Raw genomic sequence first — 21417 nt, 5'->3', positions numbered from 1 at the left:
TCACCCGTGCGCGCACGAGAGGAAAAAACATGTCGACAGATCCTTTGTCCAAACAGGCCTTTGGCGTTTGCTATTACCCGGAGCAATGGCCTGAAAGCCGATGGCCAACCGATGCGAAGATGATGCGGGAAGGCGGGATAGACTTCGTCAGGATCGGTGAATTCGCCTGGTCTACACTTGAACCGGAACCGGGTCAGTATCAGTTTGACTGGCTTGAAAGGGCGATTGACGTCCTCGCGGCCGAGGGGCTGAAGGTGATCCTCGGCACGCCCACGCCAACACCGCCGAAATGGCTTGTCGACAGACTGCCCGGCATGCTGCCGGTGTCCAAAGAGGGGCAGGTGCGTGGGTTTGGTGCGCGGCGGCACTATTGTTTCAGCAGTCTCGAGTATCGCAACGAATGCGCGCGGATCGTTCGGGAACTGGCAATCAGGTTTGGTAAGAACGATGCCATTGTTGCCTGGCAAACCGACAATGAATATGGCTGCCATAAAACAGTTCTGAGTTATTCCGCTTCAGCGTTGCAGGGCTTTCGTGGCTGGCTCAAAAGCAAGTATGGTTCGGTCGACAAGTTGAACGAAGCGTGGAAAAACGTTTTCTGGTCAATGACCTATCGAAGTTTCGATGAGGTGGAGCTTCCCGTAGGGGCGGTAACCGAAACCAATCCAATTCATCGGCTGGAGTTTCATAGATATTCTTCGGACCAGGTCGCGGCCTTCAATGCGGTGCAAACCGAAATCATCCGCGAGCATTCGCCGGGACGGGCCGTCGCCCACAATTTCATGGGCAAGTTTTTCGACTTTGACCACTACGAGTTGAGTAAGGATCTCGACATCGCGAGTTGGGATACCTATCCGCTTGGCTTTCTCAGCCGGGAAATCGGCGATCCGGAGCTTTTGGAGCGATATTTCGGCATCGGCGATCCGGATTTCGGTGCTTTCCATCACGACCTCTACCGCACATGCGGTCAGTTGCGAAACGGATCGCCCAACGGTCGCTGGTGGGTCATGGAACAACAACCCTATGGTCCCATAAACTGGGGTAACTACAATCCCAATCCGCACAAGGGTGCAGGTCGCCTTTGGATCTGGGAAGCCTTTGCCGCAGGAGCTGAAGTGATCAGCTTTTTCCGCTGGCGGCAGCCCCATTTTGGACAAGAGCAAATGCATGAAGGGTTGCTGCTGCCCGATGGGCGGCCGAACTTTGGGTACGACCTTTGCAAGCAGGTGTCGGCGGAACTTGAAGAACTGCAGGCAGCGCCAAGCAACAACAGGGCCGATGTTGCCCTCGTGTTTGACTATGAAAGCCAGTGGATGCTCGGTTATCAGCCGCACGGTGCCGATGTATCCCACTTCGACACGGTCTTTCGATACTATAGAGCCTTGCGACGAACAGGGGTGAACGTCGATGTTGTCCCGGCGACGGCCGAGGCAATTCAGGAACGAAAACTGGTTCTGGTGCCGATGCTTATGACGATCGATGCCGACTTTGCATCCGCTTTGAAATACTGTGGCGCTCACGTTCTCGCAGGCCCCTGGACAGGTGCCAAGACAAGAGAATTCGCAATTCCTCCCAATCTCGCTCCCGGTGAATTGCAGAGTCTGATCGACATAAAGGTTCGACGGGTCGAAACACGGCCAAAAGGGTTTCCTATTCCAATTCAGGACGGCAAAAGTTTCGAGGGTTGGCGTGAATTCCTTGAAACAGGACATGGTGTGGACGTTGACCAGGAGACCGAAGATGGTTGGCCGGCAATCGTTCGTTGTGGACCGGTAACTTATGTTGCCGGCCGGCTTTCGGATGTAGGGCTTGACGGATTGATAAGGTCAAGGCTCACCGAAGTAGGTGTGACCTGGCATAATCTGCCAGCGGACGTACGAGTAAGAGAAAATGGCAACACGCGGTTTGTCTTTAACTATGGTCAGCAGCGGGCTGAGATCTCCGATTTGCTTGGTGAAAACGGCAGTCAGATGATTGAGCCGGCAGGCGTCAGATATCTCCAGATTTAGCTTTTTAATTCAGGCATGCTCTGCGTCTCCTGATCACGGACTTTGTTAAAGAGTATTGAAGCCCGGAAAGAGGGAGCACGCCGAAACGGCATCGCCTCAATAATGCTCAAAGCGGTCGCGGGCCGGTTCAGGATTGCCGCATGCCAAGCGTCGGGCAGGTTGAAAGAGAATGGAATGATGACGGAAATAGCAAGACTTGAAAACGAAAACCTCATGGATTGGCAATTGCAAACCGATGGAGTGCGGGTTCGTGTCGAAGAAGAAACCAACCAATTCAAGGACCCTGGCGGCGAACCGGCAACTTCAAACGTTCCCGTCCTCTTTCTGCAAATACCGGAAACAGATTTCAGCGTTGTCGTCGGGCTCGATTCTTCTTTGGAGTACACTTTCGATGCAGCGGGTTTTTACCTGCGCTGCGGCGATGAATGGTCGGTGAAATTTCTGGCAGAGCGCGCGCCGACCGGCGAAATCATGGCTGTTTCGGTTGTCACAACAGACTATTCAGATGATTGCAACGGTCCCGATCTCAAGATGCCTGTCAGGTTTCGGGTGAGCAAAATTGGAAACACTGTGTCGTGGCATTTTCAAACCGCCGACGAGACCTGGCGGCTGGTTCGGTACGCAAGAATTCCAGAAGCCCACAGACTTGAATTGGGCTTGATGGCACAGACACCAAGCGGTGGCGGAATGGAGGTCTGGTTCCAAAATCCGCAGGTCAGTCGTAACGTCGTCACGGACATCAGAGACGGCAGCTAGTGTTCACTTCCAAAGGATTAGGTAGCTATGGTGAACTCAACATGGTTAGCTTGGCGATATGCCTTTCGAAAATCAATATTGGCCGAGCCTCATAGTGTTGGTCGTTTCCGGCTGTCGGATCAGATTGAATCGCGCCGAACGTAACAAGCGGCGGTATTGGGTTTTTTAAGTTAAACCTCAAATGTGCCTGACTTCAGCACTGATGGGGCAAATTGAAGTGATTGCATAGAGGAGAATTTTGGACTCATCGTAGTTGATCAAGGAGCGAAGATGAGACGTGAGTCCGGGCCGAGAAAAGAACTGGCAGACAGTGTTATCAAGGGTATCTTGCGTGAGATCCGGCGTCGGTTATCGGTAGAAAAAATCCGCATTGTTCTGGCAGGCCCACGAGGCGAAGAGAACATTGCTGCTCTGTGCTGTCAGTAAGGCATAGCCGACCGTCTGCGAACCGTCCACACTTGACGGTATCCCCTGGAAGGCCTGAACTGGTCATCTTATTTTTTGTGCGTTCGATTACCCGCATTAACTCTCAGGTGGAATGCGGTAGCGTGCTTTGATTGCCATGTCGGTGGCGCTCAATCCGAAACTCCTGATTGCTGACGAACCGACAACAGCTCTCGATGTGACCGTTCAGGCGCAAGTCCTCGATCTCATCAAAAAACTCCAGTCGGATGCGGGGATGGGACTGATCCTGACTACTCATGATCTGTCTGTTGCTCAACAGGTCGCAGACCGAATTGCGGTTATGTATGCGGGACGGATTGTCGAACAGGCCAGAACGGATGATTTGTTCAACAATCCATCGCACCCCTACACACGCGGTCTGCTCCGTTCAACACCAAGCGCTGCAAAGTTAGGCGAAGACCTGACACCGATACTCGGCTCTCCCCGGATCTGAGAAAGCTACCGGCCGGAAGCCATTGTGCGTCTCGGGACTTTGTTCGAGGTGTGAGTTGACATAACAATCGATTGCCAGAAGCAAAGCCTCACGGTTGACCAACTGGCGGCATCCTGAGAGGGAACGCAGGGGTGGACGAGACTGCGAAGGTTGACGGATGAACCTCTAGCACGCGAGCTCGCTTCGAGTCATTTCACCGTCCGGCCTTGTGAAACCCAATGGAGCACTTCTGCCCGCATACCAGCGCGGCAGATGAGTGCGTACAGATCGGTGAAACCAACCCTCGACGGAAAACCCCCAAAGCAAAACAAATAACAGATCTGAAGCCTAATCCACAATCTCACTCGTGTTGCGAATTAATTTACCGCGACGCTGATATCTGGAGTTTCTGCATGATGAGTTCTTTTTCTGAAACAACAGTGCTCGATGGCTCGTTCTAAGGACAAGGGTGAAATGACTGGATTATTGGATCACGGTAGCCTTAAATTCGTGGATCTGCTCAGTTCTGAAGTTCAGGCTGAAATCGAAGCGATAGAACGTCGCCGCACCTTTCAAGATGGTCAGATGATTCATTCAAGCGGCGATGACGGAGATCGTCTGCTCATTGTACGTTCAGGTGCTATCAAAGTGGGGCGCATAGACCCCAACGGCAAAGAAGTCATGCTGGCTGCGTTGGGTGCAGGCCATGTCATTGGCATCATAGGTGTGCTTACCGGGCGCAAACGGACCCAGAACGCTGTGGCTTCAGGCAAAACGACGATTGGCTTTGTCAATAAGGCGGATTTTTTGACATTGATGGAAAGGCGCCCGGAAATCGCTGGTGCAATTCTACCGATGGCATTAGATCGTTTGAATACGGCATTTAGCATCGTGGACGATATCCGTCTGTTAAATCTAACCGCCTTTACAGCATCACTGTTGTTGAAGAATTTGCCTGAAGAATCTGAAGTTTCCGGCGTACTACATTGGAACCAGTCCGAGTTGGCGGTCGCCGTTGGGGCGTCCCGAGTGTCAGTGGGTAAAGCGCTGAAGAAGCTTGAGCAGGAAGGGATGATCGTACTGAAGTATGGCGCCATCGAAATTCCCGACGCCAAAGCTCTGTCTGATTGGATTGATGCTGCCAGAGCTGAGACTTCTTCGTAGAAAGAGCACTATCTAACAAGCGCCCGTACCATTGAATTCATCGATGCAATTGCTCGCAATTCTGTCGCAGAAATCGCTGCGTTTCTAAGTATGACCGCTTTGCGTCTCTGAGTTCGAGGCTTGCGAGCACAGCCTAACAATTGGAACGGATCACTTCCGCGCTGCAATTTGCTATTATAGATTGCATTTTCTCGTCGAAAGTCGATCTATTTATTATTTTTTATGGAGTCATATCTGAAATTTTATAAAAAAATGCTATACATAGGTTGAGTGGTTTTAATATCTATTAGTCATTGTTAGAGTCTCAGTTTAATATTTTAGATTACCTATTGTTTAGACTGTATTGCGTGTTTTATCGCTGAGTATAAATTCTGGTCCAAAATTTCTCGTACTAAGATCGAGAATGCCAATTTCTTAGCATTCTTGGCCGCACAGACAGCGTATCAATGCTCCGGAGCCCTACCTTTTGCCCTCAACTAGTACCCCTATGTCGCGAGAAAGCTTCAGACCAGCGTCATAGAGGGAAGTCTCTTTTGATTGCGCTGAAGGAGCCAGTTTATGAATTTTGTTGGTGTAACTGTCATGTCGGAAAGCGGCGCACCCTTTGTAATCTCCGCCTTTGGCCATCAGACGGAGAACCAAAGCGCCTTGCGGAAAAATGCGCTTGAGTATCCCATTCTGACACTCAGACAGCGCCAAAACGTTGATTTTGTGCCAGCGGGCAACGAGCGCGCCTCATGATTTTGTGGGCCAAAAGAGGGTCCTGTTTGGAACGCAGGTGTCATACGAATTGAAGAATACCCATGGGAAGATCGACGATCGTGCGACAGGACTTTGACGAGATTGCCAAGCTTAAAAGAAAGGAAAAACTGAGTGTCTATGAGGTTGTGCTTGATCTCCGTTCTGACGACCGGATTTCTAATAGGATCTGCGGCTAGCTCTGGCAGCGCACATGGTTTGGCTTCCGATTTTTCAGCTGGAAATAGCTGGAAAAAATCACCGGCATTGTCATCGAAAACGGACTATATCCAACTGGCCGAAAGGCGCGGGGGCGGTAGCGCCCGTAGCCGAGGGGCGCGAGTTGGTGGTCACGATGTGAACCACAACAAAAATGTTAATCGCAACACCAATATTAATCGTAACACCGACGTTAACCGCAATACCAACATTAACCGCAATAAAAACACGAACATCAACGTAGATCGCAACCGAAACGTGAATATTCACGTCGACGTCAGGACCCGCCCGTATGGTTGGAGAGGGGCTCGTTGGGGGGCCGTTGCGTTTGGCGTGACGATGGGCGCGATCATAGTTGTCGCAGCCAACACCCCACCTCCTCCGCCGGACCCCTCGCTGTGCTGGACCTGGACCAACTCTACGCTGACAGAGGGCTACTGGTACTATTGTAGTGGTCCTTAGGTCCACCAATGCCGCGTTGTTGATCGGAACCCCTGTGGTCCTGTCTGCTGTTTCTTTTTTCGCCAATTTGGGGAGCTTTGCCCCGACGACCGTTCTAATTCTGAATTGTGAAAGGGTCTCAAGTGACCGCAAATATCTTTGGTTTTGCCGCCCAGCTGTCTTTGTTTTCTCTGGTGCTTTTGCTGCCAATTGCACCGGTCTCCGCTCAGCAGTCTGTTGCTGAAGTTATTGGTGCAGAGTGCAAGCAGGAGCTGGCTCAATACTGTGACAGCGTAACACCAAGCAGGGGAAGAATTGCAGCCTGCCTAATGGCTCACAACGACAAGCTCTCTGAGCAATGTGAAATCGCCTTCGAGGCAGGCCTGCTGCAGTTGTCGATTATCCTGAATACCGTCAACTATGTAGTCGAGCAGTGCCATGCAGATATCGATGAGCATTGCGACGGCGTTCCTGTTGGTGGTGGGCGTATCGCCCAGTGTCTGACCAAAAGCATGGACAAGCTGCAGCCCGACTGCAAGGAGGCTTTTTCGCAGGCAAAGGAAGACCTTCAATAAGTTCTTCGGCGATACGGATCATGACCTGGCTAGCCAACCGGCGTGTCTTTCCAATCGCGGTTCACAATCAATCGGCGGCTTGGTGAAGTCGTAACCACGGTGTCGTCAGGTTATTTAAGGTTTAGTCGCGCGCGAGACTACGGCTGTTTTTACGTAATTTGTTCGGCCGCAGACTTCAACTCAAGCATGGCCTGACAGCGATAGGTTCGAATTTGAGAAGAGGAGCGGTTGGATTGGGTCCGAACGAAGTGATCAGGGATTGCAGACGATATCGACACGAAGTGTTGCAGGGAACCGAGTGATCGGAAGCCTTGTTGCGTCCGCTCTCGTTTTCGGAACGGCAAGTGAGAATTCTCCGCCCGATTGTTCAAGCTTTTGCGGGAGCCGTACTCAACGTTGGGCATGAGTTGTCGCTGCGCAGTACTAGAGGAACGCAGCTTGCAATCAAACAATCAGGTGTTGGCGACTCCATCCAAGGCTGTGTCGGTTCGGCAGCAAAGGCACGAATTTTGTATGATTTTCAGTCTTCTAACCTGAGATTGGTTAGTTGACTTGATACGGGATGAATGAAGTTTGGGATTCTGCAAAGGTTTTGAAATGTCGTTTATCATAATTGGTCACCGCTTTTGCAGAACTTTGATCTATACGATCCTGTCAGTTGTTCTGATTTCGACGTCAATTCAGGCGCAGACGCCTCCAAAACCGTCAGTTGTTGTCGCTGAGGCAAAGCTTGAGTCGGTAACTTATAGCGATACCTATCTTGGTCGTGTCGTGGCGGTGAACTCGGTGGACATCATTGCCCGTGTGGCGGGATTCGTCGAAAAGGTGAATTTCAAGGATGGGACAAAAGTCGCCTCGGGCGAAGTCCTGATAGAGATTGAATCGGATTCCTACAAAGCGGACGTCACACAGATCCAAGGTCAGATTGAATCGGCAAAGGCGGAGAAGAAGCTTGCAGACATTCAATTGGACCGTCAACAAAAGCTGTTTAAACGCGGTGATGTCTCCGAATCGGTCGTACAAAAGGCGGAAGCGCAACAGGGTCAGGCAAATGGTCTGATCATGCAGTTGCAAGGCAGTTTACAGAATGCGCAAATCCAGTTGTCCTACACAAAAGTCACCGCGCCCTTCGACGGTCGGATTGGGCTGACCAGCATAGGCACCGGAGCTTTTGTGAACCCGCAGAGCGGTACGCTGCTGACGTTGTCCAGTATCGACCCAATTTATGTGACCTTCCCGGTTTCAAATGCGCAACTACTGGATTTCCAGAAACAGGGTGAAAACCTTCAAAGCGGCGAAGTTGCGTTGCAACTCATCTTGGCGAACGGTGAGGTTTACAAAAGCAAAGGCAAAGTAGCTGTCATTGATACAACGGTCCAGGAAAACACTGATACCGTGCTTGTTCGAGGTATTTTCCCTAACCCGGATGGAGCCCTGTTGAACGATCAGTTAGCACGTGTCAGCGTCATCGACAGCCCGGATGAAAAGTCATTGATCATTCCGGCTGACGCCCTGCAAAGTGACCAGGGTGGCTACTTTGTACTGACGGTCGGAACCGATGGGAAAGTTGCCAAAACGCCGATTAAGACGCGCGAAGTTACTGGCACACAGGCTGTCGTAACCGATGGGTTGAAGGCGGGTGACAAGGTCATCACTCAGGGCTCTCAGAAGGTGCGTGTCGGCATGGAAGTCACGACCGAGACCGCCGACAGCTCCCAACAGTCAGCCAAGGAATAAGCGGATGATCTCGCGTCTTTTCATTCGCAGGCCGCGCTTTGCGATCGTAATTTCCATTCTGTTCACGCTAGCTGGCTTGATCTCGCTCACGCGTCTGCCGATTCAGCAACTGCCGGACATCGTTCCGCCAACCGTTCAAGTCTCGGCTTTTTATCCCGGGGCGAGCGCCGAGGTTGTAGAAAGTACCGTCGCGCAGTCGATTGAAGAGCAGATTGTTGGCGTCAGCGACATGCTCTACATGAAGTCCACCAGCGGTGGAGACGGCAGCTACGGCCTGCAGGTCACGTTCAAGCCCGGAACCGACCCGGATATCAATGCCGTCAACGTGCAAAACCGTGTGGCGCTGGCTACTGCATCCCTTCCCGACGAAGTGGTGCGCGCAGGTGTGATTACGCAAAAGCAATCCACGGCCCTGCTGCAAGCAATCGCAATCACATCCGACGATCCCGAGCATGACACGCTTTATCTGTCGAACTTCGCAACCATCAACCTGCTAGACAGCATCAAACGCTCGCCCGGTGTCGGCAACGCGACCATCTTCGGGGCTCAAAACTATTCGATAAGAATATGGCTGGACGTTGATACCATGACCGGCCTGAACGTGGCCGTATCAGATGTGATCAATGCCCTGAATTCCCAGAACGTGCAGGCTGCTGTCGGTCGAGTTGGTGCGCAACCAATGACGGAAGATCCCGCGTTTCAGTTGAACATTCAGACGCAAGGACGTCTGAGCACAATCGAGGAATTTGAAAACATCGTCGTTCGGGCTGATCCGGACGGTTCATTCATCTATGTGCGCGATATCGGGCGCGTCGACCTGGGTGCGCAGTCTCAGGATTCCTTTGCACAATTTGACGGCAGCCCGACCGCCATGATTGGTGTTTACCTGACACCCGGCGCAAACGCCCTGAACACGGCCAAAGAAGTGCGCAAAGCCATCGAGCAACTCGAGCCTTCGTTTCCTGATGGGGTGAAATGGCAAATACCGTATAACTCCGTCTATTTCGTCGAAGCCAGTATTGATGAGGTTTTGTGGACGCTGATCGAAGCCTTCGGTCTGGTTGTCATCGTTGTCTTCCTGTTCCTGGGCAGCTTGCGGATGGCTCTGATCCCTCTGATCGCGGTTCCGGTCTCGCTGATCGGAGCGTTGGCGTTCATGCTGGCGCTAGGATTCTCAATAAATACGGTGACGCTGCTAGCGCTAGTCTTGGCAATCGGTATCGTTGTGGATGATGCGATAGTTGTTCTGGAAAACGTCGAAAAGGTCATGTCGGAGCGGCCTGACCTATCAGTTGCTGACGCCACAGCGGAGGCGATGGGGCAGATCACCGCCCCCATCTTGGCGATTACCTTTGTGCTGTTGTCCGTCTTCGTCCCGGTTGCGTTTGTACCTGGTATCACCGGTGCAATGTTTCAGCAATTTGCGGTCGCCGTCTCGTTCTCAATGTTGATTTCCGCGCTCAATGCGCTGACGCTCAGTCCTGCGTTGTGTGCGATCTTGTTGAAACGGCATGAGGGGCCCAGGAAGGGACCCCTGGCATGGCTGTCGCGGAGAATAGACGATGCGCGTGACGGCTATGCCGTCGTTGCCGGGATTTTTGCACGCCGCGCCGTACTTGGACTGATTTTCTTGACCGTAGCGGTTTTTGGCGCAGGTACCTTGTTCAAGATCGCACCGTCCGGCTTTTTGCCGACCGAAGATCAAGGCGCATACTTTGTTGAAATACAATTACCTCAAGGTGCATCGGTCAATCGCACGGCCAATGTTATGGAGGAAACGTATCAAATTCTAAAGAATGCACCGGGCGTTCAGAATGTGATGACGGTCACTGGGTTCAGCATTCTTGATGGCCTAACAGAGTCGAATGCGGGCTTCATGATCGCCATCATGAAGCCTTTCGAAGACCGGACCGACCCCGCGCTTTCTGTAGATGCGTCGATTGCTTATACTCACCGGCATCTGGCGTCGTTGAAATCGGCCATTGGAATTCCGTTCAATCTACCTCCAATTTCGGGACTGGGCACCGGCGCAGGGTTTGAATTCCAGCTTCTGGATTTGCAGGGCGGCAGCCCGCTTGAACTGGGAGCCGCAGCCAAAGGGCTGATTACCGGAGCCAACAGCGACCCGCGTTTGACAGGTGTTTATACGACATTTTCGGCCAACACCCCTAAATTGGACCTGAAGCTTGACCGCGAAAGGCTGCAGACTCTGGGTGTCGACGTCAGCACGCTGTTCCAAGCCTTGCAGGTTTCAATGGGGGGCTATTATGTCAACGACATGAACCTGTTTGGCCGGACTTGGCAGGTGAATCTGGAGGCTGAGGAAAAATTCCGACAGAACATCGAAGATGTCGGCCGTATTCATGTGCGCAACGACAAGGGTGAAATGGTCCCTGTCCGGGCTGTTGCCACGACAGAATTGACGACCGGCCCAGAGAAATTAGTGCGGTACAACAACTATCGGTCCGTCACCATTTCCGGCAACCCCGCCCCAGGCGTATCTTCGGGTGAATCCATCACCGCGATGCAAGAACTTGCTACAAAATCGCTGTCCAAAGGCTATAGCTTTGATTGGACAGGTACCGCACAACAGGAAATCGCAGCGGCTGGCCAAACTCCGATTGTCTTGGGTTTGGCCGTTCTCTTTGCCTATTTATTCCTAGTAGCGTTGTATGAAAGCTGGACGATTCCGTTGATCGTTTTGCTGTCAGTTTCGTTCGCGGTCTGTGGTGCGATGTCGGCATTGCTGATAGCTGGGCTCGCCAACAACATTTATGCGCAAATCGGGCTCGTGGTACTGATCGCTCTCGCGGCCAAGAACGCAATTCTGATCGTAGAATTTGCTATGAACCGCCGCGCGGAAGGGATGAGCATCATCGATGCCGCAATAGACGGCGGGCGGTCAAGATTCCGTGCCGTGATGATGACCAGCTTTGCCTTCATCGCAGGCCTGTTCCCGCTGGTTGTCGCGACAGGCGCCTCCATGTTGGCACGAAAAGGCGTAGGGACCCCGGTATTTGGCGGCATGATCGCAGCCTCACTTGTCGGCGTCTTCTTCATTCCAGCGCTGTACGTTGTGGCCCAATGGTTCCGCGAAAAGGTACACGGAGCACCGGCGGGAGATGGAAAGGAAGAGCAGGCCAATTCGATCTGAAGCGGCCGAGACAGCTAAGTCTCAACCGACGGCATACTCACAAGTGTCTGTCATAGTCGCAGAAATGTTGTGATCTTAGACTGCGTTGAAACTTACAAAAACAAGTTTCCGGTACACACGTAGCGGCACAACAAAAAAGGCGAACCAAGGTTCGCCTCCTAGTCGGAGGGTCTAGTGATACCCTCTGGGGAGAAAGGTTCCGGGATCAAGTCTTAAAGACCCAGTACTCTGTTTCTTTGATTTGAATAGGTGATCTCAGCGCCCTTTCGGAATTGTCCAAGTTCGGCAAGGGCTGCGCGGTAGTGGTCGTCAATTTCTGCTGTGAGCGCAGACTGCCCGCGATTTTCCTCAATCACTTCTATGGCCGCTTCACCGAATGCGTCCCAGGTTTCGTCGTTAAACTGACGGAGTTGTGTGCCGTGATCTTCGACAAGTTTCTTCAGGTAGATGCCATTGTTGGCGAGAAACTCTTCGTTCATAGCGGCATTTTCTTCCATACAGGCCGCTTCGATGACAGTTCTTTCCCATTCGGTTAGGCTTGTCCACCAGACCTTGTTCATCCCGAACGAGTTGCCGCCACCGGGCTCATGCATGCCAGCCATATAATAGTACTTGGCAGCTTCGTAGAATTTCATGAAATAGTCGTTGTAGGGGCCAACCCATTCGGCGGCATCGATCGCACCTGCAACGAGATTTTCATAGATCTGTCCTCCGGGTAAAGACACCACGGACACACCCAGTTTCGACATGACAGAGCTGCCAAGACCTGGGATGCGCATTTTTAGGCCTTTGAGGTCGTCCACCGATTCAATCTCAACGTTGAACCAGCCGCCCATTTGCGTGCCTGTGCCACCGCACGGGAGAGCTTTTAGATCGAAATTTCCAGAAACTTTGTCCCAGAGTTCCTGTCCTCCCTTGAATTTGATCCAAGCGTTCCACTCCGGCATGGTCATCCCAAACGGAACAGAAGTGAAATAAGCAAAGGCAGGATCTTTTCCAACCCAATAGTAGTCAGCTGATATATAGGCTTGAGCGTTTCCGGACGCGACTTCATCGAAGACGTCAAATGCGCCCACTCTTTCGCCTGCCGCATAATATGTGGCTTGAAGGCGACCGTCGGACAATTCTGTTATCCGTTTCGAAAGCCGCTGTGCTGACATGCCGAGGCCTGGAAAATCGCGCGGAAAGCTCGACACAATAGTGAATTCTTTGCGCTCTTGAGCGACGGCTGGAGCTGCAAGCAACGTCGCACCACCGGTGCCAGCCAGCCCGGCATTTTTTAAAAATGAACGGCGATCCATATTTTTCCCCTCAGGTTTCGCAGTTTGGTGGAACACGTTGGTTCCCGGCCAAGTGCTATTTTTCTCCCAGCTGCAGGACGCAGGCAAATAGCCAGGAACTATGTCTTCGATAGCGGTCGCAGGGGGTAGCTTTTGATTCAGGCCTAGCCGAATTGTGAAAGGTCTACAGCTGCGTTGTTTATGGAAAGGGAGGATTGATGAGGGAGGTTGTCGATGTGTCGTTGGCGACCTTGGGACTTGCTAGGCTTGGTAAAGCCATGTCCTGGCTCTTTAAAAGCGGAGGTCGCAATGTAGCTGCCGAACTCCGCCGCACGCGCCTTCGTTGCCATCAAACCCTAACCGCTGTCGTAAGATATCGAAATCGACTATATCGCAGTTCAATAATCTATATCTGAACGCTTTGTGTCACATAGGTTCTGGCTATTTGCCCAGCTGAAATTGGAGAGGGCAATATCATTTTCCGGGGTGAGATTGCCCGTCAGGTCAAAGAGTTAGAAAAATCACGAGGAAAATCATGGGCATCTCCGCTGACATGCGTGTCGATATCGACCGGTTCTGGGGCACGATCGAAGCTTCCGCGAAGATCGGCAAGGGCCGACCGGGCGGGCTCTCAAGACTGGCGCTGTCCGACAGTGACCGCGAAATGCGCGATGTTTTCACCGCCTGGTGCAAAGACGCAGGCCTGACTGTGTCGGTAGACGAAATCGGCAACATTTTTGCGCGCCGGGACGGTCTTGACAATTCACTTGCCCCGATCCTCATAGGCAGCCATCTCGATACCCAGATCAACGGTGGGCGTTTTGACGGCATTGCTGGCGTTCTTGCCGGTTTGGAAGTCATTCGCCAGCTGAACGATGCCGGCCACTATACGAAACGGCCGATTGTTGTGGTGAACTGGACCAATGAAGAAGGTGCGAGGTTTTCTCCGCCTATGGTCGCGTCTGGCTGCTTCGTGGGCAAATACTCTGCCGCTTGGACCAAGGATCGGATTGGTGATGACGGGAGCCGATTTGGGGACGAGCTGGAACGTATCGGTTACGCCGGACCGGAAGTCTGCGAAGCAGGCGACATAGATGCATACTATGAGCTTCACATTGAACAGGGCCCTATCCTGGATGCGGAGCAGCGCGATGTCGGTATTGTCGTTGGCGGCTATCCGAGCCATGGTATAAGGGCGTCGTTTTCCGGCCGCACAGCACATACTGGCCCAACGCCAATGAACCTTCGTCAAAATGCCCTTGTCGCCGGTGCTCGATGGCTGACCTGCGTCGATGATATTGGTTGGGAATTTGCGGTTTATGACGGAAAGGCGACTGGTGCACGCTTGATCGCCTGGCCCAACAAACCCGGAATTTTGTCCGATACTGCCGAGGCCGTGTGTGACGTTCGTCACCCAGATTTAACCACGACGAAAGTCATGGCGGAAAAGATGCGGCGCGCATTGTTTGAAAGTGCTGCCAAGACCGGTTGCACCGCCACCATTGAGGACGAGTGGCAGTGGGGAGGCGATATTTTTGATACAGAACTTGTCCAAGGGTTGCGAGAACAGGCAATTCGCATGGAGTTTAACTGGCGTGACATACACAGCCAGGCAGGTCACGATGCGTACCATCTGGCTTTACACTGTCCCACTGCAATGATCTTTGCCCCTTGCAAGAATGGTATCACACACAACAACGAAGAGTATTGCGAGCCTGAGGACTTCGCCGCCGGATTGAACGTCCTGTTTCACGCGGTAGTCGGCAGGGCTGATCGTGACTGATTTTCTCTCCCATGACGCCGTAGAAGATGCGTTGCAGTGGCCAGAGTTGATAGAGCAACTGCGCACATGGTTTGCGGCCGGGAAGGTTGTAGCCCCGGATCGTCAGGTACTGTCGATCCCGACACCGGCAGGCAAGGAGGACAGCGAATCCGGTTCGCTGTTGATTATGCCAGCCTGGTTGCCTGGTGACACAGTTGGTGTGAAAGTTGTGACCTATTTCCCATGGAATGCCTCCGAGGGGAGGCCCACGATCAATGCCGGATACATGTTGTTCAACGGGCAGACCGGCAAGCTGCAGTCCATTATGGATGGTGATGCACTAACGGTCCGCCGAACTGCAGCCGCTTCCGCGTTGGCTGCGGACTATTTAGCTCGAAAAAATGCTCGGCACCATCTTATCGTTGGCACTGGCCAGTTGGCACACTCCGTCGGTGAATCCTATGCATTTGTCCGTGCCCTTACAAAGCTTTCTATCTGGGGGCGTAACTCGGAGAAAGCGCTGCAGGTTGCACAAAAGCTTGCTAGCGCCGGACTGCCGGCTGAAGCAGTCACGGATTTGAAGAGCGCCTGCGAAGAAGCGGATATCATCTCGACCGTGACAGCCTCTCGAAAGCCTGTTGTTCACGGAGCGTGGCTTAAGCCCGGGACACATTTGGACTTAATCGGCGCATTTAGAACTGACATGCGCGAAAGCGACGATGAGGCGATCAGCCAGGCCGAAGTGTTTGTCGATGACTGTACAGGAGCAACCCTGGCTGGAGATCTTGCACAACCCATAGAAACTGGGCGTTTTCGGCCAGAAGACATAAAGGCCGATCTTAGAGCCCTTTGCCGTGGTGAACACCCTGGCCGAACGTCAGACACCTGTTTCACCGTCTTTAAATCCGCAGGTGTGTCCCTTGAAGACCTGGCGGCGGCTACACAGGTGGACACAGTTACCAGACAAAGCAACGCCGGTTCACCTTAAGCTTAGATCGCCCAATCTTTCGATTGTTCTCGGCATACGTGATGTTTGTGCACGGCAACGAAGAGTTTAACTATTCAAGATCCGGATAAAGGTCTTTCAATTCCTTGAGCAGCTCAACGAACTTAAGCTCTGCCGGTTTCAAATCCTGCTCTAGCGCATGCACAAGATAAACGTCGGCCCCGATGGCTTCATCTGAAATATCGATCGGCCATAAAACTCCATTGTCTATGTCGTCCTTCACGGCAAGATAGGGCAAGATTCCAATACCCAATCCGGCGACAATCATCCGTCGGACCTCTTCAAAATTTGTGCTTTCGCCCGTAGTTCTTTCACCAATTCTGGCCCGATTGCGCAGATCGATCATAGGTTCAAGCCCGCTGGCTCCCGAAGCACAGGAAAAGGATATGAAAGGCTCCTGCCGAAGGTCCCGCAAACTGATGGATTCTCGACCAAAGTAAGGATGCTCTGCGCCGCAATAGACCTTGAACTCTTCCCGAAACAGCCTGATGGACGGCAGGTTTGCAACCGGCTTTGGCAGTAGGCAAATGCCGATGGACACGTTGCCCTTCAATATGTTCTCCAGAATGTCCTGACTGTTTTGCACACTCCCGCGGAACATGACGGAAGGGTACCGCTGATGATAGAGACGAAACAGTTCATTCAAAAGCGAGGAGTGTAGATAGCTGATGATCTGATAGTTGAGTTCACCGCGCTCCTCTGCGGTAGCGTCACGCACAAGAGATTGGATGCGTTCGGTGGAAAGAAAAATCTCTTTACACTCCTGGTAGACTTTTTCACCGCGCAACGTCAGCTCAAAGCTCCGGCTGTCACGGAAGACAAGCTGGCACCCGAGTTGGGTCTCCAGCTTCTGCAGCGAACTGCTCACCGAGGGCTGACGCAGGCCAAGGCGGTTTGCCGCTTTGGTAATCCCCTTTTCTTCCGCAATCACGAAGAAGACCCGAAACAAGTTCCAGTTCAGCTCCTGTTCTTCCGTTTCCATTGGTCCAAATTGTCCCTGCATTTCATTCTGAAGATCAGAATAGTCCGAGTTTGATAGAAAACCAGTATGCGAAGTATAGGCATTGCCTATGGTTGCCCGTTGGATTCCTGAACTTGGTGGACTCTAGAAATCCGTTTTATCGAACCCACAAAAGCAGGCACAAAGCCAGACCCTAAATGCCTGCATTCAGGGAAACGGATGAGCCAGGTCGCAATTCACGGAGACGCGGGCAATGAGTTGATTGAGTGCATGCATGGCTGCCCAGTCAGAAGCCTTGGCAAGCATGCGTCAGCTCAAGGCCAACCTCAAGACCAACCTTCTAGCGCCTTGGAAGCCGCTTCTTGAACACGGATATTCTTGTGATTTAGTGTCTGCCGACAAGCTATTATTGCAGCTTGTTTTGTGTCAGGCGCGCGTTTGACGGCATCTTTTGCAAGGCCAATCGCTGACAAAACAACCGCTTTGTTCTGCATCACAAAAACCGGCTCTAGGGCCCTGATCAAACTTGTCGCCGAAATTGGATGATGCTTGTTCGCCTGCTTGATGGATTTTACCGCAAAAGAAACAGTAGAAGGTATCTCACTACCAAAAAGCGCTAATAGCGTGTCACGCCGTGTGTGTTGTTCCTCTGGCGTCGGATTTAGATCTTTGTAAAGGCGGGCAAAGAACTGAGCTTCTCTTTGGTTAAAGCCGCGATTGAGAGCAGAAAGTGATGCGTCCATCAATCGTTCACGAGGCATGTGTCCAGCCTCGCAGAGCTCCATAAAGTCTCGACGCCAAGTAAGACCGTGATCGAGATATCCTAAGGAGAATTCACCTCGTCCTTTGACCTCGAAGAAACGCCAAAGATCGTTGACTAATTCTGATTGTTTGGTCGAAGTTGTGATAAACCGCGGATCTTTCAGCGAGGGTTTGGCGCGCAAGGCTGATGTTGCAATTGGCCAATGCAAGAACAGAGGCGTAACGATCAGACCGTGGAAGAAACTGTCCGACCGTGGCCTTTCGCAAAGACCAGCTTCCCATAGCCAGTGCAGGTACCGCATGATGTATGGGTTTTCATCTAAGACCTGTCCCACCCAAGCATCTGTCCACTCAGGTTGAAATGTATCGAACACTTTAAGCAAGAGTTCCGGTTCAGGGATGACATGCCAATCACTCAGAAGGACATGTTCAAGCGATCCAGTGGCAAGAACGGCCACTCGGGCTGCGTCTGGTTTTCGCAAAGTGGTAGGGCTGGGATTCCTGAAGTAAGCCGCGATATCTGCGGCGAACAATGAAACGGCAGTGTCGGCTAATCGCCGCCTTGTTACCGCTTCATATTGGACCAGAAAGGCGATGCAATCGGCGGGAGTCCCGTTGCGAACGATATCGATCAACTGATCCGGGGTAGGGGAGGCAGTCATCTCGCTTTCCTTCGTAGAACTTACCGCGCTGGCGCGTCAGTGCGCTGACTTTCTTACTGGCATTTGGGCTGCTGTTGTTGGTTAGTTTCGGTGGTCAGCCCCATCTGAGTGGTCCGTTTTGATCGTTAGTGCATGACTGGCCTGTGGTCTATCGGGACGATGGTTTCCGGTGCCGGTAGTCGGTAGCCCAAGGCGCTGTGTGGGCGCTTGGTATTGTAATGTTTCCTCCATTGTTCAATCAGGAATTGTGCTTCCTTCAGGCTGTAGAAGATTTCTCCGTCCAGCAGCTCATCCTTGTAGCGGGCGTTGAATCTCTCGCAATATCCATTTTCTCACGGCGAACCTGGTTCAGTGTACGCGGTCTTTGCCCCCACAGCGTTGATCCAGTCCCTGATCGCTTGAGCAATGAACTCCGGCCCATTGTCCGATCTGATTTAGTCTGGAACACCCCGAAGAATGAAGAGATCTGTCTGCAGATCAATCACTTCAGTGGAATTGAGCTTTCGCTTCACTCGGATTGCCAGGCACTCCCGGATATGTTCAGGCGCGACGACGGGCGGGGCTCAGAAGTTTCCCTTGGCGGCCTCCGACAAGATCAACTTGTCCAGGGTCAGGTCAGAGACCGCCTTGCGCAGCCGTTCATTTTCTTTCTGAAGGCGCTTGAGTTCTTTCAGTTGGTCGGTACCCATCCCACCATATTGCTTGCGCCAACGGTAGTAGATCTGCTCGGTAATGCGAACCTGCCGCAACTTCGAGACAATTTCTTCTGGCTTGTGACGTTTCGTAACCACTTTGATCCCCCGTTTTCCGAAACATAACGGCGGATCACTTCAAAGGGGAGGATCAAGGCCACACTTAAGAACGGCCCTGTTCCTTGGCTTCACGCGATCATGGACAACTGTTCTGCGGGAATGCCGTTCAGAGCACGCTGCATCGCAGGCCGCGCCATTATGCGGCTCAGATAGTCCGAGACTTTGGATGGGTAAGTCGTTCCAATGCATACCGCTGCGAACATCAGGGCGTAGCCGGTCGAGATGTCGGCAGCACTAAAACCGCGGTCCAGAATAAACTCACGATCTAGCAAACGTGTCTCCAACATTTCGACCGCCTTATCGACCTGATACCGACAGTAAGCGTCGAATTCCTCAGATACCTTGTAGGGATCGACCTGCGCAGTGTGGCCAAATGAGACAGCGATGTAACCGGACATTCCGCTTTCACCGAAGTGTAGCCACTGAAGATACGTAGCGTATTCAGTATCGTTCGCAGGAACGTCCAACTCTGTTGGTCCATAGCGGTTCATGACGTATTGCATGATAGCGACCGATTCAATGATCAGCGTGTCGCCATCATAAAATGCAGGAACCTTGCCCATCGGATTGATTTTCCGGAACTCCTCGGAAGCGAAATACTCCCCGTCATAGACCAATGTCTTCAAGTCATAGGGAACTCCCATTTCCTCCATGAGCCATCGAGCGCGGACGGAACGTGTCCCGGGAGTATGAAACAGAGTGAGTGTCGTGGCTTTATCCTTTTTTGGCCTAGCAGAAAATCAAATTCCGTTGGGGGCCAGGAGGACCTTGCCGGAACGTTCGCCAGCAACAGTGTGGGCAAGAGCTTCGGTGATTTGATCGAGTGTAAAGACCTTGTCGATTGGAGCATTCAGCTGGCCGCTGAGAACAAGCTCGGTCAGTTCGCCATAGACACGTTTGATTTCTTCCGGACCTGCATTTGTAAACCAGTTGACAAGCCAAAACCCCCGAACGGAGACATTGTTAAAAATAATGTTGCCATCTGTAATGATGAGTGGCTCACCAGACATGCCGCCGTAACTTACAGCTGTGCCCCCATGGGCGAGAGTTGAGATCAGTCGGCCAAATGCGTCTCCGGCTACAGCATCGATGGCAAGTACCGGTGCTTTGTCGAGTTCAGTTTCCACGCGTTTAGCAAGGTCAGGGCCGTCCACGAATGCAGCATCGCAGCCCGCATTCTTCACATCCGTAATTGCTGATTCCCGCCGGACGACAGAGGCTACTTTGATGCCTCGTGACTTTGCGAGCTGTGTTACATATCGGCCAACAGCGGAGTTTGCCGCACTTTGAATGATCCAATCGCCTTCTTTTAAGTCGACATATTCTGAGAGCAGGAGGTAAGCGGTCGCCGGATTGACCGTCAGCATGGCAAGCTGATCGATATTGGCACGCGGAACCGGAACCAGTACCTCTGTTGGGAATACGCGTTCGCTCGCCCACGCGCCGGGAGGGTCGGCAAGAAGCACCAGCGTTCCGATTTCGTGACCGTCCCCGCTGACTTCAATAACTTCACCGATCCCTTCCATGCCAGCTGCCGCAGGTATTTCTGGCTGTATCCCGTATTGGCCGGCAATCTGCACGATATCAGAGGGATTGATTGGGGAGCGGAGGATTTTGACCCGCGATTGGCCTGGCTCCAGCGCTTGTGGCTCTGCGTCTACGATCTCAATGACCTCGGCCGCGTTTCCATGTTGTCTGTAGATTGCTTTTTTCATGTTTCAATCCTCGTGTTTAGAGGTTCTGATAAGGATGCAAGGTGTTAATGAATTTAATTCACTAGTAGTCATATGGTGCGAGGTCTTGCGTTGTCAACGCTAATGAATACAATTCATTTATGAAAAATCGAAGCAATTCATCGAAACGAACACGTGACCCAGAGAGCAAGCGAGCAGCTTTGCACAAAGCTGCGCTGCATCAGTTCACACATCGGGGTTATGAGCATGTCTCGATTGCCAGCATCGCGAAAGAAGCAAACATCGCGGTAGGCACCGTTTATCGGTTCTACGAAAACAAGATCTCTCTGCTTAGAGCGATGTTGCGAGAGATTGAGGACGAGTTTGTCGATCGCATGAGGTCTGATTGGGATGCTGGCGGTAGATATCCGCAGCGTCTTGATCGGATCTGTGAAGGACTGTTTGAGGTCGCCAGGGATCGAAGTGAGTTGTTACGCCTCTTCTCGATGACCACAGATGTAGTGTACGAAGACGGTTCTTTACCCGGAGAGCTCATACAAAGTCAGATCAAAGACATGTATCTGGAGGCTATGAATGACGGGGTCTTTCGCGAAGGCGACGTTGAAATGATGGCGGCCATGGCTCATGGCCTTGTGGAGGGGGCGATGATGCGTTGGATGCGCATGGGAGCTCCGACAGCGACAAATGTCGATAAGGAATTGGCCTCAGTGATGAAGTCCGGATTTCTGACTTAACGATCAGCGCGGTTCTTTTGAGATAAACGCATTTTGCCTGGCTTGATTTTGCCCACCTAACCTGGATCGCAGAG

Annotated in this window: 17 protein-coding genes and 2 pseudogenes; 12 read left to right on the top strand and 7 right to left on the bottom strand. The window is 52.2% G+C overall.

From position 1 onward, the window contains the following. Positions 1-29: 29 nt before the first annotated feature. From ACZ1HV_RS10795 to ACZ1HV_RS10765, 7 genes are all read left to right on the top strand, one after another. Positions 30-2009 carry a beta-galactosidase gene (locus tag ACZ1HV_RS10795; protein WP_472718071.1) on the top strand — a complete coding sequence of 660 codons (1980 nt, stop codon included), beginning with the start codon at positions 30-32 and terminating at the stop codon, positions 2007-2009. Positions 2010-2183: 174 nt separating this feature from the next. Next, entirely contained in the window at positions 2184-2765 is a 582-nt protein-coding gene (locus ACZ1HV_RS10790; RefSeq protein WP_472718070.1) for a DUF1349 domain-containing protein, read from the top strand. Between the two features lie 270 nt (positions 2766-3035). Then, entirely contained in the window at positions 3036-3191 is a 156-nt protein-coding gene (locus tag ACZ1HV_RS10785; protein ID WP_472718069.1) for a hypothetical protein, read from the top strand. A gap of 136 nt (positions 3192-3327) precedes the next feature. Next, a complete protein-coding gene (locus ACZ1HV_RS10780) occupies positions 3328-3663 on the top strand; it encodes an oligopeptide/dipeptide ABC transporter ATP-binding protein (RefSeq protein ID WP_472718432.1) in 336 nt (111 codons plus the stop codon). A gap of 453 nt (positions 3664-4116) precedes the next feature. Further along, complete coding sequence (locus ACZ1HV_RS10775) at positions 4117-4806, top strand: Crp/Fnr family transcriptional regulator (RefSeq protein WP_472718068.1); 690 nt, start codon at positions 4117-4119, stop codon at positions 4804-4806. Between the two features lie 558 nt (positions 4807-5364). Next, positions 5365-5547 carry a hypothetical protein gene (locus tag ACZ1HV_RS10770; protein ID WP_472718067.1) on the top strand — a complete coding sequence of 61 codons (183 nt, stop codon included), beginning with the start codon at positions 5365-5367 and terminating at the stop codon, positions 5545-5547. Between the two features lie 800 nt (positions 5548-6347). Then, positions 6348-6779 (top strand): cysteine rich repeat-containing protein, encoded by a 432-nt coding sequence (locus tag ACZ1HV_RS10765; RefSeq protein WP_472718066.1) that lies wholly within the window; start codon positions 6348-6350, stop codon positions 6777-6779. A 149-nt stretch (positions 6780-6928) separates the two neighbouring features. On the opposite strand, the pseudogene ACZ1HV_RS10760 reads toward ACZ1HV_RS10765, so the two are convergent. Then, positions 6929-7219, bottom strand: a pseudogene (locus ACZ1HV_RS10760) (DDE-type integrase/transposase/recombinase); the annotation flags it as partial. Positions 7220-7376: 157 nt separating this feature from the next. On the opposite strand from ACZ1HV_RS10760, the gene ACZ1HV_RS10755 reads away from it, so the two are divergent. Both ACZ1HV_RS10755 and ACZ1HV_RS10750 read left to right on the top strand, forming a co-directional pair. Next, positions 7377-8516 carry an efflux RND transporter periplasmic adaptor subunit gene (locus ACZ1HV_RS10755; protein ID WP_472718065.1) on the top strand — a complete coding sequence of 380 codons (1140 nt, stop codon included), beginning with the start codon at positions 7377-7379 and terminating at the stop codon, positions 8514-8516. A gap of 4 nt (positions 8517-8520) precedes the next feature. After that, a complete protein-coding gene (locus ACZ1HV_RS10750) occupies positions 8521-11670 on the top strand; it encodes an efflux RND transporter permease subunit (RefSeq protein WP_472718064.1) in 3150 nt (1049 codons plus the stop codon). A 212-nt stretch (positions 11671-11882) separates the two neighbouring features. On the opposite strand, the gene ACZ1HV_RS10745 is transcribed toward ACZ1HV_RS10750, so the two are convergent. Further along, positions 11883-12971 carry a TRAP transporter substrate-binding protein gene (locus ACZ1HV_RS10745; protein ID WP_472718063.1) on the bottom strand — a complete coding sequence of 363 codons (1089 nt, stop codon included), beginning with the start codon at positions 12969-12971 and terminating at the stop codon, positions 11883-11885. Positions 12972-13485: 514 nt separating this feature from the next. Between ACZ1HV_RS10745 and ACZ1HV_RS10740 the strand changes: the two genes are divergently transcribed. Beyond that, positions 13486-14733, top strand: a complete 1248-nt coding sequence (locus ACZ1HV_RS10740; RefSeq protein WP_472718062.1) for a Zn-dependent hydrolase — start codon at positions 13486-13488, stop codon at positions 14731-14733. Next, positions 14726-15700, top strand: a complete 975-nt coding sequence (gene lhpI / locus ACZ1HV_RS10735) for a bifunctional Delta(1)-pyrroline-2-carboxylate/Delta(1)-piperideine-2-carboxylate reductase (RefSeq protein ID WP_472718061.1) — start codon at positions 14726-14728, stop codon at positions 15698-15700. Before ACZ1HV_RS10740 ends, lhpI begins: the two co-directional genes overlap by 8 nt. A 70-nt stretch (positions 15701-15770) precedes the next feature. On the opposite strand, the gene ACZ1HV_RS10730 is transcribed toward lhpI, so the two are convergent. The 5 genes and pseudogenes from ACZ1HV_RS10730 to ACZ1HV_RS10710 all read right to left on the bottom strand — a co-directional run bounded on the left by ACZ1HV_RS10730 (position 15771) and on the right by ACZ1HV_RS10710 (position 20630). Next, positions 15771-16700 carry a LysR family transcriptional regulator gene (locus tag ACZ1HV_RS10730; protein ID WP_472718060.1) on the bottom strand — a complete coding sequence of 310 codons (930 nt, stop codon included), beginning with the start codon at positions 16698-16700 and terminating at the stop codon, positions 15771-15773. Between the two features lie 305 nt (positions 16701-17005). Next, the gene (locus ACZ1HV_RS10725; protein WP_472718059.1) at positions 17006-18103 is read right to left on the bottom strand and encodes a DUF6493 family protein; all 1098 of its coding nucleotides are present in this window, start codon (positions 18101-18103) and stop codon (positions 17006-17008) included. Between the two features lie 125 nt (positions 18104-18228). Continuing rightward, positions 18229-18894: pseudogene (locus ACZ1HV_RS10720) on the bottom strand (integrase core domain-containing protein). Positions 18895-18983: 89 nt separating this feature from the next. After that, the gene (locus ACZ1HV_RS10715) at positions 18984-19613 is read right to left on the bottom strand and encodes a glutathione S-transferase family protein (protein ID WP_472718431.1); all 630 of its coding nucleotides are present in this window, start codon (positions 19611-19613) and stop codon (positions 18984-18986) included. Positions 19614-19655: 42 nt separating this feature from the next. Beyond that, entirely contained in the window at positions 19656-20630 is a 975-nt protein-coding gene (locus ACZ1HV_RS10710) for a zinc-dependent alcohol dehydrogenase family protein (protein WP_472718058.1), read from the bottom strand. Positions 20631-20809: 179 nt separating this feature from the next. On the opposite strand from ACZ1HV_RS10710, the gene ACZ1HV_RS10705 reads away from it, so the two are divergent. After that, positions 20810-21343: a TetR/AcrR family transcriptional regulator gene (locus ACZ1HV_RS10705; protein WP_472718057.1), complete on the top strand. Its 534-nt coding sequence runs from the start codon at positions 20810-20812 to the stop codon at positions 21341-21343. Positions 21344-21417: the final 74 nt, after the last annotated feature.

Source organism: Roseibium sp. JB4-4, assembly GCF_055693425.1.
The sequence above is the reverse complement of the archived record's forward strand: the minus strand, read 5'-3'. Positions and strand labels throughout refer to the sequence as shown.

Excerpts from the sequence above, each read along its gene's own strand:
- ACZ1HV_RS10795 (WP_472718071.1), top strand. The coding sequence starts at position 30 with ATGTCGACAGATCCTTTGTCCAAACAGGCCTTTGGCGTTTGCTATTAC.
- ACZ1HV_RS10790 (WP_472718070.1), top strand. The coding sequence starts at position 2,184 with ATGATGACGGAAATAGCAAGACTTGAAAACGAAAACCTCATGGATTGG.
- ACZ1HV_RS10785 (WP_472718069.1), top strand. The coding sequence starts at position 3,036 with ATGAGACGTGAGTCCGGGCCGAGAAAAGAACTGGCAGACAGTGTTATC.
- ACZ1HV_RS10780 (WP_472718432.1), top strand. The coding sequence starts at position 3,328 with ATGTCGGTGGCGCTCAATCCGAAACTCCTGATTGCTGACGAACCGACA.
- ACZ1HV_RS10775 (WP_472718068.1), top strand. The coding sequence starts at position 4,117 with ATGACTGGATTATTGGATCACGGTAGCCTTAAATTCGTGGATCTGCTC.
- ACZ1HV_RS10770 (WP_472718067.1), top strand. The coding sequence starts at position 5,365 with ATGAATTTTGTTGGTGTAACTGTCATGTCGGAAAGCGGCGCACCCTTT.
- ACZ1HV_RS10755 (WP_472718065.1), top strand. The coding sequence starts at position 7,377 with ATGTCGTTTATCATAATTGGTCACCGCTTTTGCAGAACTTTGATCTAT.
- ACZ1HV_RS10750 (WP_472718064.1), top strand. The coding sequence starts at position 8,521 with ATGATCTCGCGTCTTTTCATTCGCAGGCCGCGCTTTGCGATCGTAATT.
- ACZ1HV_RS10745 (WP_472718063.1), bottom strand. The coding sequence starts at position 12,971 with ATGGATCGCCGTTCATTTTTAAAAAATGCCGGGCTGGCTGGCACCGGT.
- ACZ1HV_RS10740 (WP_472718062.1), top strand. The coding sequence starts at position 13,486 with ATGGGCATCTCCGCTGACATGCGTGTCGATATCGACCGGTTCTGGGGC.
- ACZ1HV_RS10730 (WP_472718060.1), bottom strand. The coding sequence starts at position 16,700 with ATGGAAACGGAAGAACAGGAGCTGAACTGGAACTTGTTTCGGGTCTTC.
- ACZ1HV_RS10725 (WP_472718059.1), bottom strand. The coding sequence starts at position 18,103 with ATGACTGCCTCCCCTACCCCGGATCAGTTGATCGATATCGTTCGCAAC.
- ACZ1HV_RS10710 (WP_472718058.1), bottom strand. The coding sequence starts at position 20,630 with ATGAAAAAAGCAATCTACAGACAACATGGAAACGCGGCCGAGGTCATT.